The organism is Lysinibacillus sp. FSL K6-4013 (assembly GCF_038630435.1).
GTDB lineage: Bacteria > Bacillota > Bacilli > Bacillales_A > Planococcaceae > Lysinibacillus > Lysinibacillus boronitolerans.
Genome location: NZ_CP152031.1, coordinates 1,711,325 through 1,724,624, shown reverse-complemented (window position 1 = coordinate 1,724,624; position 13,300 = coordinate 1,711,325). Strand labels below are relative to the sequence as shown.

At 38.2% G+C, this 13,300-nt stretch carries 10 protein-coding genes; 2 read left to right on the top strand and 8 right to left on the bottom strand.

Going from position 1 to position 13,300, the window contains the following annotated elements; genetic code table 11:
* The first annotated feature begins 105 nt into the window (after nucleotides 1-105).
* Together MHB39_RS08255 and MHB39_RS08250 are read left to right on the top strand one after the other, a co-directional pair.
* Entirely contained in the window at nucleotides 106-792 is a 687-nt protein-coding gene (locus MHB39_RS08255; RefSeq protein ID WP_257521777.1) for a phosphoribosylaminoimidazolesuccinocarboxamide synthase, read from the top strand.
* A gap of 143 nt (nucleotides 793-935) precedes the next feature.
* Complete coding sequence (locus tag MHB39_RS08250) at nucleotides 936-1,589, top strand: Yip1 family protein (RefSeq protein ID WP_342546259.1); 654 nt, start codon at nucleotides 936-938, stop codon at nucleotides 1,587-1,589.
* Between the two features lie 40 nt (nucleotides 1,590-1,629).
* On the opposite strand, the gene MHB39_RS08245 is transcribed toward MHB39_RS08250, so the two are convergent.
* The 8 genes from MHB39_RS08245 to MHB39_RS08210 form a co-directional block, all read right to left on the bottom strand.
* Nucleotides 1,630-3,378 carry a methyl-accepting chemotaxis protein gene (locus tag MHB39_RS08245; RefSeq protein ID WP_342546258.1) on the bottom strand — a complete coding sequence of 583 codons (1,749 nt, stop codon included), beginning with the start codon at nucleotides 3,376-3,378 and terminating at the stop codon, nucleotides 1,630-1,632.
* 236 nt (nucleotides 3,379-3,614) lie between these two features.
* A complete protein-coding gene (locus MHB39_RS08240) occupies nucleotides 3,615-4,817 on the bottom strand; it encodes a malic enzyme-like NAD(P)-binding protein (RefSeq protein WP_342546257.1) in 1,203 nt (400 codons plus the stop codon).
* A gap of 406 nt (nucleotides 4,818-5,223) precedes the next feature.
* Nucleotides 5,224-6,054 (bottom strand): MBL fold metallo-hydrolase, encoded by an 831-nt coding sequence (locus tag MHB39_RS08235; RefSeq protein ID WP_313871842.1) that lies wholly within the window; start codon nucleotides 6,052-6,054, stop codon nucleotides 5,224-5,226.
* 54 nt (nucleotides 6,055-6,108) lie between these two features.
* Nucleotides 6,109-6,663: a hypothetical protein gene (locus MHB39_RS08230; protein ID WP_342546254.1), complete on the bottom strand. Its 555-nt coding sequence runs from the start codon at nucleotides 6,661-6,663 to the stop codon at nucleotides 6,109-6,111.
* Nucleotides 6,656-7,774, bottom strand: coding sequence for a hypothetical protein (locus MHB39_RS08225; protein WP_342546253.1), 1,119 nt, complete (start codon nucleotides 7,772-7,774; stop codon nucleotides 6,656-6,658). Before MHB39_RS08225 ends, MHB39_RS08230 begins: the two co-directional genes overlap by 8 nt.
* Nucleotides 7,762-7,881: a hypothetical protein gene (locus MHB39_RS08220; RefSeq protein ID WP_342546251.1), complete on the bottom strand. Its 120-nt coding sequence runs from the start codon at nucleotides 7,879-7,881 to the stop codon at nucleotides 7,762-7,764. Before MHB39_RS08220 ends, MHB39_RS08225 begins: the two co-directional genes overlap by 13 nt.
* Before the next feature lie 818 nt (nucleotides 7,882-8,699).
* Nucleotides 8,700-9,509, bottom strand: coding sequence for a sulfurtransferase (locus tag MHB39_RS08215; RefSeq protein ID WP_258860621.1), 810 nt, complete (start codon nucleotides 9,507-9,509; stop codon nucleotides 8,700-8,702).
* A gap of 10 nt (nucleotides 9,510-9,519) precedes the next feature.
* On the bottom strand, nucleotides 9,520-13,131 hold the full coding sequence (locus tag MHB39_RS08210; protein ID WP_036077485.1) for a dynamin family protein: 3,612 nt from the start codon (nucleotides 13,129-13,131) through the stop codon (nucleotides 9,520-9,522).
* Nucleotides 13,132-13,300 lie beyond the last annotated feature (169 nt).

The window sequence follows — 13,300 nt, the reverse complement described above, 5'->3', positions numbered from 1 at the left end:
TAAAACATTAAAATAAACGTTTTAAACGAACATTTTTATCATTAAATATTTAGAACATTCGTGTTATAATTTTAGAGTACTATGAAAAATATTGGAGGGTTTTTTGTGGAATTATTGTATACAGGTAAAACAAAAAATGTGTTCAAATTAGAAGATGGTCATTATTTATTAAAATTTAAAGACGATGTTACAGGAGAAAACGGCGTGTTTGACCCAGGTGCAAATACTGTTGGTTTAACAATTGATGGGGCTGGCTTGGCTGGTTTACGTTTAACTTCTTATTTTTATTCAAAATTAAACGAACAAGGAGTTCCTACGCATTTCGTTGATGCTAACTTCGAAGATGCAACAATGACAGTAAAACCGGCAACTGTTTTCGGTAATGGTTTAGAAGTGATTTGCCGCTTTAAGGCAGTTGGTTCATTCCTACGCCGTTATGGTGCCTATGTAAAGGAAGGACAAGATTTAGACTCCTTTGTAGAAGTAACCATCAAAGATGATGATCGTTTAGATCCTCCAATTTCTGAAGATGCTTTAGCGATGTTAAACCTGTTAACTCATGAAGAATACGCCATTTTAAAACAACGTACAATTGAAATTTCCAAATTTGTAGCGGCAGAGCTTGCTAAAAAAGGCTTAACGCTTTATGACATTAAATTAGAATTCGGCCGCGATGCGAAAACGAATGAAATTTTATTAATCGATGAAATTTCAGGCGGTAATATGCGTGCTTACAAAGGTGAGCAATATATTGAGCCGTTAGAACTTGAGAAAATTATGTTAGCCGAATAATAATAACCTTAAAAAGAGTCGACAATTACGACTCTTTTTTTATGTGTGGGCTTATTTTTATTTTCCATGAAACTTTTCTTTACTTCCCTCGTATATTAACTATATGTAACAAGCAATTATTCTATTATTTTGGAGGTAGTTTGATGGAAAACTTGAATGAGACATCAAAAGAAGAAAGGTCAAAACTAAATCCATTTTTATCGGTTTGGATGCATCCAAAGCAAACGACTCGTTATATGATTAATGAAAAATCTATCGGCTTTGCAATTTTGGTTTTGTCTATTGGTTATATTGGCTCCCTTATGTCTGGATTAATTGATTCAGAATTTCTCCCTGATTTTTCGCCATGGCTTTTAGTCCTATTATGTGTCATTTTTGCTCCTATCGCAGGTTTGATTGGCACAGCTATTTCTGCACTCATCTCTTGGCTATTCGGGAAATTATTTAAAGGTACTGGGACTTACTCGGACTTATTTAAGGGGTTAAGCTTAACAGCAATCCCATATATCGTACTGATTCCACTTTATATTATTTGGTTAATGACTTCACCCGATTCATTATTGGATCCTAATTTTATGGGTTCATTACCGTGGATTTTTTGGCCAACTATTTTAGTAAGCATCATTGTGACGATTTGGTCATTTGTTATTTCTGTAGGTGTAGTCGCTGAAGCACATCAAATTTCGAACTGGATGGCTTTCTTCACCATCTTTATTCCAGCCATTATTATCTTCATCGTGTTATTTGTTCTTTTCTTTGTCATACTCATCGGAATTATTGGTGTTGGCATGATGTAAAAACATCTCCCCTCTCATTTAAGAGAGTGGGAGATGTTTTTTATAGTTTGAATTGAGCAATGAGAGCTTTCAATTGTAATGCTAATTCCGATAGTTGAGCAGACTTTCCAGCCATATTCTCCATTGAGCTACTTGTCTCTTCTGTCGTAGCTGTTGTTTGCTCGACCCCTGCAGCAGATTCCTCTGCCACCGCAGCAATTTCTTGAATAGAGTTGTTCATTTTATGGCCATCTTCTGTAACTTTCGATAAATTCGTTGAAATTAATTGGACACTCTCCACTACATCATTAATGGAGTGACTAATCGTGTTAAATGTTTCAGTAGTAGCTTTTATTTGATTCGTTCCTTCTTTTACTTCTTGGTAACCATCCTCTAAAGAGTTCGTGACCACATCAAAATCTTGCTGAATATTCGTGACGATGGATGTAATATCGTTTACTGAAAAGGCTACTTGTTCTGCAAGCTTACGTACTTCATCTGCCACTACAGCAAATCCTTTGCCATGCTCTCCCGCTCTTGCCGCTTCAATCGCAGCATTTAAAGCCAACAGGTTCGTTTGATCTGCAATATCCTTAATGACCACGACTAATTTAGAGATTTCCTGTGCTTGAGCATCTAATTTTTTCACTTTCTCAACGGCATTTTGCACGATGCTATCAATCTTTTCCATTTGAGAATTAGAGGATGTCATTAGCTGACTTCCTTCATTCGTTAATGTTAAAACTTCTACTGAAGATTGATGAATATGTGCACCATGCTGATTCGTTTCCTGTAAATCTGCTGTAAAGCGCTCCATTAATGAAGTTAATGCACTAGAATGGTGAGCTTGTCCCTCAGCACCCGATGCTAATTCATGCATCGTAATCGCAACTTGCTCCGCTCCCATATTGACTTCATTTGCTGAATGCGTTAGCTCTTTACTAGATGTATTAATTAAGTCTGATGCTTGGGCAATATTATGAATCATATCCTTCAACCTTATTTGCATTTGATTCATGGCGCTTGCCAGTTTTCCAATTTCATCTTTTGAACGTATAGCCATACTTTCTTGAGATAAATCTCCCTCTGCAAAACGCTCCATCGCTTGAGCCGCTTGGTTAATAGGCTTTGTCATACTACTCGCATATTGCCAAATGATCAATATCCCCACCATAATGGCCAAGCCAATTACTATAAGTGTTATCTTAAGAATACTTTGTGCTGGTTTATTGAAGTCCATTAAATAGGTGCTCGCACCAATGACCCAACCCCAATATGGATCTGTTTCTGCATAAACCCCTTTGTCCTCTAATTGACCTGAATTGGGTAACGGCCACGAATATGAAACAAATCCACCACCTTCATTCCCTTTAGCAATGATTTCTTGTATGTACTTAACGCCTTTATCATCCTCTTCATCCCAAACACTCGTACCCTCTATATTTGGATGGGCAACGGACATCCCTTTTTGGTCAACGACAAAAATATAACCATTGTCGCCAAGTTTAATGTCCTTATTAATCGGTCGCTTTCCTTCACTATCCTTTTCTCCTAAAATAGCAATCTTTACTTTTTCCTGAGCTTCCTCTAATGATAAATTGCCTGCTTCTACCTCTTGATTGAATTGCTCAATCATAGCAATCGTCATTTCGACACTATTTTTTAGATTTTCTTTCCCTACTGTTTCTAGGTTTGATTTACTTTGCTGATAGCTTATAAAACCTAAGATAAGTAACGGAATCATTAAAAGCAGCAATGAAAAAGCGATTAGCTTCGTTTTAATAGATCGAAATTGTACGATTGATGTCATTTTCCCTCATCACTTCTTTCAATTTTAAATGGACTTAAGACTTATTTTTTAACCTAAATCTGTCGTCAATAAGTATTTCTTCTCTTCAACCAACTATGTAAAACATTCCATTTTACTTAATCATTTTATTACATAAAACACCAAAAAACAACAAATTTCGAGCATATTTGATAAAAAACAGATAGAGAAAAGCAATACACTTTTCCCTATCTGTTCCAATTCCCTATTCAATTTTATTAAACAGATAGTGCTGTACTTTGCTGGAATAGCTCAGATACGCCAGATTCTACAGCTGCCCCACTTACTGCGCGTGAGACGATGGCCACTACGCGTTCGTCCAAAGACTTAGGAACAATATATTCTTCCTTTAGCTCCTTATCACTCACAAGGGAGGCAATCGCTTCTACAGCAGCTAGCTTCATCGACTCATTAATATCCGTAGCGCGCACATCTAAAGCACCACGGAAAATACCAGGGAATGCGAGAACATTATTAATCTGATTTGGATAATCAGATCGGCCCGTTCCCATAACACGTACTCCCCATGCTTTGGCATTTTCATACGTAATTTCAGGATTTGGATTAGCTAAGGCAAAGACAACTGGATTTTCATTCATGGACGCAATATGTGCCTCCGTTAATAGATTGGCTACAGAAACACCAATAAAGACATCTGCACCTGTTAGTGCATCCTCTAGTGTACCATGTTGCTTCTTAGGATTTGTCAAATGGGCAACCGCTTCTTTAATCGGATTCATCCCCTCTGCACGACCCTCATAAATAATACCCTTTGTATCGCACATATAAATATTCTTATAGCCCATTTGCACAAGTATACGTAAGATCGCAATGCCTGCAGCACCAGCACCGTTAATCACAACCTTCATCGTTGCAACATCCTTTTTCACAATACGATTGGCATTAATCATCGCTGCTCCTACAACAATCGCTGTTCCATGTTGATCATCATGAAAAACTGGAATATCACATTCTTGACGTAGGCGATCTTCAATTTCAAAGCATCTTGGTGCTGAAATATCCTCTAAGTTTACCGCACCAAATGTCGGGGCAAGCGCCTTCACAATGCTGACGATTTCATCCGTATTTTTTGTATCTAAGCATATTGGAAAAGCATCAACATTGGCAAAACGCTTTAGTAAAATCGCCTTCCCTTCCATTACAGGTAATGCCGCTTTCGGTCCGATATCTCCTAACCCTAAAACCGCTGTCCCATCCGACACAACAGCTACCATATTGCCCTTCATTGTATAGTCGTACACAAGCGAAGGATTTTTTTCAATCTCCACACATGGCGCTGCTACCCCTGGTGAATAAGCCAAGCTAAGATCATAGGAATCTTGTACAGGTACCTTTGAGCTCACCTCTAATTTCCCGCTATAGTGTGCATGCATTTCTAAAGCCTTTTTCATTACGTCCATTCCATCCCATCCTTTTCCCTTTGATTTTTTATTATATTTCAGAATCATAATACTTTGTGAAAATATAGTCAACGAATTTTCTGTCAATTTATTTTAAACTTCAAAAATTCAATGTTTAATGACTTTCATTACATTTTTCTGTCAAATTAAACATTTCACAATCAATTATTTTAAGATAATTAATGCGATTGTTAACACATTAAAAAGTGTACACATAGAGCCATTTAGCCTGTTCAACTTTTCACATAGTATTTTTCTTATGTAAATGAGAATTTTTTCACAAACTTATGTAAGCGCATCCATTGTCTTAATTGAGTTTGTCACAATTTATTCACATTTTTTCACAAAGTTTTTTATTATACAGATCAAAGTATTTGTGAAATTCTTAACAAGACAAAAAAGAGCCCTATATAAAGGACTCTTCGGTAAAATGATTAATAAAGGCCGTGATGATATGCTTGGAAGACCATTGCTCTCCCGAAACTTTTGTAATCGGATAATCACGAGGAAAAATGGTTTTGGTGATTTCCTCAACAGAATAACCTTGCATAAATAATTGCTTCACTTTTCCTTGCATGTCTTCCAAATAAGCAATTTTTTCTTGTATTTTCGTTCGACCATCCACTATAAAGCCTGCATGACAGCAATAGACGACATCGAAATCATAGTTTACTATTTTCCTTAAAGACGCCAAGGTATGGACAATGTTTTCTTCATCAAGCACAACCTTTGTCTTTGGCTGGATAAACAAATCACCTGTAAACATAGCGCCTGTTTCCCGATTGTAAAAAGAAAGATGATCTGTAGTATGCCCAGGTGTTTCAATAACATCCCATGTTGCTGCGTTCGTTTGTAAGGTTTGACCAAATGGTTGGGCAACAAACGCGGGTCGTTCCCCCCACAATGCCTGACGATAGAGTGGATAGTCTCCATCTTCAGCACAAAGATTGACTGAATCACGATGAATATAAATAGGTACATTCTTATGATGTTGAATCCACGCTGCATTTCCTGCATGATCCTCATGTGAATGCGTTAATGCCAATTGCTCTATCGGTATACCCTTAAAAAAGGATTGAAATTCCTGCGATAGTGAGTAGGAACCTGTATCAATCAGTAACCCATCCACAAAAAAGCTGTACACACTCATACCAACCCCCTGCACCGCAACTTTCCCATGCGCACATTGTACACCGCGATGCTGCTGAATCTCGATACTTTTCTCCCGTTTAAACATCCTGCTCCCCCTTTTCCCCTTGTACAAAAAGTGTAGCATAAAATGAATGGTGAGTCATTTTTGTAAGTAGGTAACTACAAAGGATTTGTTTTTTACATGTTTACGAAGTGCTAACACATGAAGAAATAATCGTATATTTACAGCCAATAAAAGCAATGCGCCTAGGAACAATAATCCCATCTGCCAATCATTTGTAACATTCATTAACAGCGTCCAACTTATAATGACAGCAAAGGCAATCGCTATATATTTTTTCATCACTCTTGTAGTGGAACCCTGTATATCGTGTTTTTGTTCAATGCTTAATAAAATTTTTCCAAATTCCATTATGATCAGCAATTTAATTCCTTGAATTAAAACCGTACTCCAATAGAAGAGAAGATGTGAAGAAAAGAAAGTATTCATCAAGGCAAGAATCATAGCGCAAGCCATATATTTGCTGATAGGTGTTTTTTCTTTATAGAACGAAAGACTTTTTAAATAGGCCCCATAAACAAGGATATCTTGTAGAAGATTAGCGTATTTAAAAACATTTAAATAGATAAATTGAAAAAAGAGCGCCACTGCAAACCATTGTAAAAGTTTTACCTGTTGTTTAGATTCACTCATTGTTTTCACGCACCTTTTTCACCAAATTCGACGTAAAATACGCTTGCGAATATACTCTTTTAGTTAAATAACCATCAGGGCCACTAAAACCTATGGACGTATTGATATCTAAAGGGGCTTCCTTCAATTGAATATTCAGCTCCAAGCGTTGACCTTTCGTCACTGAAAAAGGAAAATCACTTGCTGTATAGCGCTGATCGTTTAATCGCCATTCTTTCAACAGTATTTTATCCTCTAATGAAGTTGGAACATAAAATGCATCAAAAACAGCATCTTGTTGGAGGGTGAATGAAATGATTTGTTCCGAATCATGTTGTGACTGACTATAGCTATGATTCATGATCTGATTTTCATCAATGAAGGTTTCCCTCGTTAAATGAATTGGAGCAGGTAATTTCATCCCATCACTTAATACAAGATAAACATTTTCGCTTGTCATCACTTTTTTCATCGTGTTTAAATCAAGCTGAAAAAAAGCTAAACGAATATTTTGATAGAGTAAATCTTGAGACGTATCCAATGGATAATAAAAGCCATTGACTAGATTTGTTTGCTCCGTTTGATCATATACTATTGGTAATTGCACGTCTTCTGCCTGTAAATATTTCACATATCGATGGTCATCTTTGTTTGTAATATAGCGTATCTCTAAAGCATTCTGTAAGCTATCTGTAACTTCAATCACAGTAGGTATCACTATCGGTTTTATTAATTGATGTTGTAAAAAAATCGTACTGTTACCGATCATTAGAATCAAAACTATGGCAACACCAATCGTCTTTTTCTGATTAGTGCCCACTTTAAGCTTCTTCCTAGAGAAGTATATTATGATGCATACGCACAAAAGAGCCAAAATCCAGTACATTGGAGGGGATAAATTTTCTAATTGTGACCTTAGCACACTAGCCCGATCATTACCTAAGTGTTGCTCCCCCACCATGAATGCCACAAATACACACGCTGCTAGTGTTACAGCAATAGTCAAGACTTTAGGTACCAAGTGCTGAGGCTTATGCTGCTCTATTTTTGCTTGTTCAATGCCTTGTAGACTACGCTGATGTAACGATTCTGGAATGTCTATTTGATCCATCTGCTTTTTTAGATTGTCCACCCTTGCCCCTCCTGTTCCAGTGCCTGCTTTAATTTTTTTAATGCACGATACAAAATGGTTTTCGTCGTCCCTAATTTAAGCTGCAATACCTGAGCCACCTGAGACAATGTATAATCATGAGAATCTCAACAAAATAACATCCTTTTCCTCTTTTGTGAGCTTTGTCATCACATCTGCCAACGCCCACCTCTCAGGAAGTTCTTCATGTGGTTCTTCACCTAGTGCTGACTCCTTTTATGACAATCCTTATTAACCATGTTTTTAAATAGGATGAATTTTGAAGAGAATGTATGTATTTAAAGCTACGGTAAGCTACTTCCTGTTCAACATCGAGTGCATCTGCCTTTTGATCAAGTATAAAATTCTATCCACTACTTTAAAAGGGCTATCCTTCCCTTTTTCATTTTAATCCGCCACTTTGAGCAAGTTATCCGCTACATTAAATTTTATCCGTCACTTTGAACGTTCTATCCTCCACTTTTCCTTCCTTATCCGCCACTTTGAGCAGGTTATCCGCTACATTAAATTTTATCCCTCACTTTGATTGTTCTATCCTCCACTTTTTCTTCCTTATCCGCCACTTTGAGCAGGTTATCCGCTGCATTAAATTTTATCCCTCACTTTGATTGTTCTATCCTCCACTTTTTCTTCCTTATCCGCCACTTTGAGCAGGTTATCCGCTACATTAAATTTTATCCGTCACCTTGAACATTCTATCCTCCACTTTTCCTTCCTTATCCGCCACTTTGAGCAGGCTATCCGCTACATTAAATTTTATCCCTCACTTTGATTGTTCTTTCCTCCACTTTTTCTTCCTTATCCGCCACTTTGAGCAGGTTATCCGCTACATTAAATTCTAACCTCTACTTTACGCTCTATCTACCGCATTACATAAAAAAACGCCCACCGAAGTGAGCGTTTCTTTTTATTCGTTTGTGCCTTTTTCCACGTCATATTCTGTAATCCAATCACTGAAGCTGCCTACATATAATTGGATGTTTTCATAGCCTTCATCTGCTAATACAGCATAAAGCGGAGAGGCTGTTACGCCGCTTCCACAGTAAACAACAACCTGTTCATCAGGTGTAACTTTTTGACGTAATGCATCGTTTGCCTTTAGTTGACCATTTGACTTCAATTGCTCCCAGTCAAAGTTTTTCGCAGTTGGGATATGGCCAGCTACTTTATCCAATGGCTCTACTTCCCCTCTATACCGTTCAGCAGCACGCGCATCGAGTAAAGTGGCTTTCACCTCTCCATCCACAATGGCTTTTACGGCTTGGCGTGGTGCGTAAAGCTCATCTTTCCAATCAAACTCAATGATGGTTGGTGGATATTTAATAATATCCTTGGTAAAAGGAATTTTCGCCTCAAGCGCAGGGGCACCTCCGTTGACAATCACTACATTTGGGAAACCAGCATAAGTTAGCATCCACCAGGCGCGTGGGGCAAATGGAGCTGCTCCTTGGTCATAAACTACAATCTGATCTTCATAGCGTAATCCTAGTTCTTGAAAAACGGATGCCAATTTTTCTTTGCTTGGCATCGGATGACGACCGTCTTTGCTGTCCATATCCGATAACTGCTGTTCTAAATCAATATAGATAGCACCAGTAGCATGACCTTCCTCGAATGCCTTTTTGCCAGCCTCTTTGTCCTGAAGATCGAAACGAGCATCGATAAAACGGACGTTATCAAACTGAATTTCATCCACTGATTTGAATACTTTTCCCATTGGAATCACCTCATGCGTATTGTAATTGTGCGTAAATCGCTTTCCAAGAAGCTAAACGGCTCTCTTCTTGTAAGGCTAATCTTTCTGTGTCAATTTGTTCAAGCGCTTGATGATAGATATAGTAACGTAATTTTTCGGCTTCCTCTGCAATAAACGTAATCGCCCATGTCATGAGAGAAACTTTCTGTGCATCTAAATAATCTTGTGCATCTGGTTTTGTTACAGCTTCTAATGCCTCACTCAGCTTCACTTTTTCATTCTTTTCAAAGAAAGCTTTTTGATTGCGGAAATGAGATTTTACGCTAGCATATTTGGAAATATCCGCAAACGGTCCTTCAAAATCCAATAAATTTGGCTCAGAAGATTCAAAGGCTAGGAATGAGAAGCTTCGATTTAACTCTTTTAATTCGCGGACTTCATCTTTAAAACGTTGTTGCATCTTTTTGCTAATGAACTGCGATAAACGGAAGTTTGTTACACGCATTTCTTGAGTAAAATCAAAACGCAAGCTTTGCATCACTTCTTTTAATGCATGCTCCAACGCTTGCTGTGCTGGCATTGCAGCAAAGGTAGAAGGATTGTAGCCTTCCTTAAAGAACTCAGGGTAACGATAATAAACACGCTGAAGAACATAATAGAGTAGCTCATCAAGCTCCTGTTTTGTTTCACTCTCTAACATGCTCGTATTCAGCACACTGAACTTCGATTGAATATGCTTTTCAAGTGTTGCTAATTCCTCTAGTCGCTCATCTTTACGTTTTAAGTTTTCCTCTGTTTGGGCAATTAAATCCGCCAAACGTTGCTCTGTTTTATCAACTTCCTCTGCAAGAGCTTGAACGGCTAATGCACTCAATTCATCATTTAAGAATGTATGGAAGTCTTTTTCAAATGGTGGCATACCTGATGTTAAATCGGCACCTTCTACCTTTTCCTTCAACGCTAAAAGACTAGATACTCCATATAGTCTTGGGAAGCGAATGCCAAAGCGTTGTAACTCTGAGCGTACATACCCTTTTACATCTTCCTGTTCTTCATCCGTTGTTGCTAAATCAATCGCATTGACAATAAAGAACATTTTATCAAGCTCAAATGCATCCTTCACACGACCAAGCTGGATTAAAAACTCGCGGTCAGCTTTGGCAAAGGCATGGTTATAGTACGTAATAAATAGGATGGCATCAGCATTACGAATATATTCAAATGCTACGCCTGTATGGCGGGCATTAATAGAGTCCGCTCCTGGCGTGTCAACAAGTGTCACGCCCATACGTGTTAATGGACTATCATAATAGAAGTCGATATTGTCAACAAAGCAAGATTTATTCTCTTGTGCTACAAATTTTTCAAACTCTTCACGGTCTACACGAAGAATAGAGCCAAACTCAGACTTAAAGGTTGGATAGCCTTCTTTATAGGCACGAATAAATGATTTATGAACATTTAAACGTTCGTCCGTTAACTGAACGGCAAGCCCTTCATCAGCACGATTATAGGCTTCCTCCAATGACGAGACAGACAAACCAATCGCCGCATAAGAGCCTTGAATATCCTCTAGCATTTGTTCTGCAGTTTTAAGCTGTACATCCGCTGTTTCATGTGGGTGCTCAGGTGTAACTGGACGAATTTTATTGATGGCCGCAGTTGTTGGGTTTGGGGATACAGGTAACACCTTGGCTCCCATTAAAGCATTCGAGAAGGAAGATTTCCCAGCACTAAATGCGCCAAACAAAGCAATCGTAAAATCCTTTTTCTGTAAACGTTCTACTTTATTTTCAAGGTATTGGGCAACTTCGGCAAAGCCTTGCACCTCTTTGACTGCATTGGCAGTATGGAGTGCACGGTTAATCACACCTTCGATTGGTAGAGTCGTTGCACTAATAGCTTGCTGAGCTTCCTCTTGTTGGATGATTTGCTCTTTTGGCTGCAACATGGACTCGTCAAATAATCGAATTTCTGCTAAATCTTGCTTAAATGATTGTTCCCAATTTGTAAGCTGTTGATTGGCAACTTGACGAATTTCATTGCTCGCTTGATGCATAGTGCTTGCACTATATTGCTGATAGCCTTCAATTTCAAGAACCGCATTAATAGCATCTACTTTGTCCTGCATACCCGCCATTTTTAATTTTGACGGTGCAGCAGTTTCTGTTGCTACAGCTTCAAGTGTTGGCGCTTGCGCATTTTTCCAGCTATCTGTCTCCTGAATGAAGTAGCGCTTTGTTGCCTCTGCGACACGGTTAGCGAAGTTTAGCACAGCATCACCTGTTAAAATAGCGCCTGTTTGAACTTGTTGCTCAATCAATGAAAAAGGTAAGTCAAATACATAGGCATCAATGGCAGCGGCACGTTCCTCGTTTAATGCACTAACGTCCTTCAATGCCTTTTTCATAAGGCCTTTTAAATGCCCCGTAATTTGTGCATGGACCACATTTTGATAGGCACTATACGCATCCTCTTTACGTCGGTTTCGCTCTTCCTCTGTTTTTTTCTTTGCAGTAAAGAGCCCACCAACTTTAAAGCCTTCCTGCATACTTTCTAAATAAAGGCGTAAGCGATCACGTAAATCAGCTGGCATAATTGCAGCATTCGCGAGCAACTCCTTACGTTGCTCCTCAAACGTTTCGTTCCAAGCTTCTACTGAGAATAATTCAACCTGACGATTTAATTTATTGTATTGCTCTAAAATATCTTGATGGTGTGCCCAGTCATCCGCACTTAAAATTTCTTCATCAATTGCTAAACGATCCTGTCTTTCTTCCATTAAATAATTGTCATGCTCGCTTTGCAATAAACGCAATGTATTCGTAGCTGTTTGTACAAGCTGCTCCTGCCAATCATTCATACTGTCCATCACGATTTTCTTTACTGCCTCAAAATCATTATGTGGATGTTCAGGCTCTCTTAATGATGTGAAGAAAACACCCTTCGGTACAACACCCCATGCTGCAAAGGATTGATGAACAGTTGCTTTAAATTCTTCGAAGCTCAATTCATTATCTTTATGCTTATCGATCATATTGACAATTAAATAAACATTTGGATTATATTTCATTAATTGCTTTGTGAATTGGAAATTTAATTCCGACTGCACATGGTTGTAGTCCATTGTATAAAATACGATATCAGCAATATGTAATGCTGATTCCGTTGACATGCGGTGTGCATCATCTGTGGAGTCTACCCCTGGCGTATCCATTACAGTGACACCTAGTGGTAGTGTAGAGGCACTGTGTCCAATCTCAATCTGTGACACTAAATCCCCATTTTTACTTAGCTCTTTTACTGTTTTAAAATCATAGCCAGCCTCAAATTTTACAGGCTTTTCATTGTGCATGTAAACAATCGCATAGTCTTCCTCTGATTTATGGACTTTTACGATGTTCGCACTTGTTGGAATTGGACTAGATGCCAGTAGATTTTCACCAGACAACGCATTAATCATACTTGACTTCCCTGCAGAGAAATGGCCTGCAAAGCCAATCACATACTCTTTTTGCTGAATTTTTCGAGCAAAAAGTGATGTTTTATCCATACGCTCTGTATCACCATTATGCTGATAAATTATGTATTGCAAAGAGGCTTGCTTTAATAGCCCCTCCAATTGTTGTTCAAAATCTTTCATGAAACCAGTAACCCCTTTTTCATTAATTATTCATAATTAGTATTCTACCTTATTCAACTAGCAAAGTATAACACTAATTTAAAGCATATATGCCAACGTTTCCATCCTTACAAAAACATGTTTATACAAAAAATCTATGCCAAATGATAGATGGTCAACTAGTTCTTTA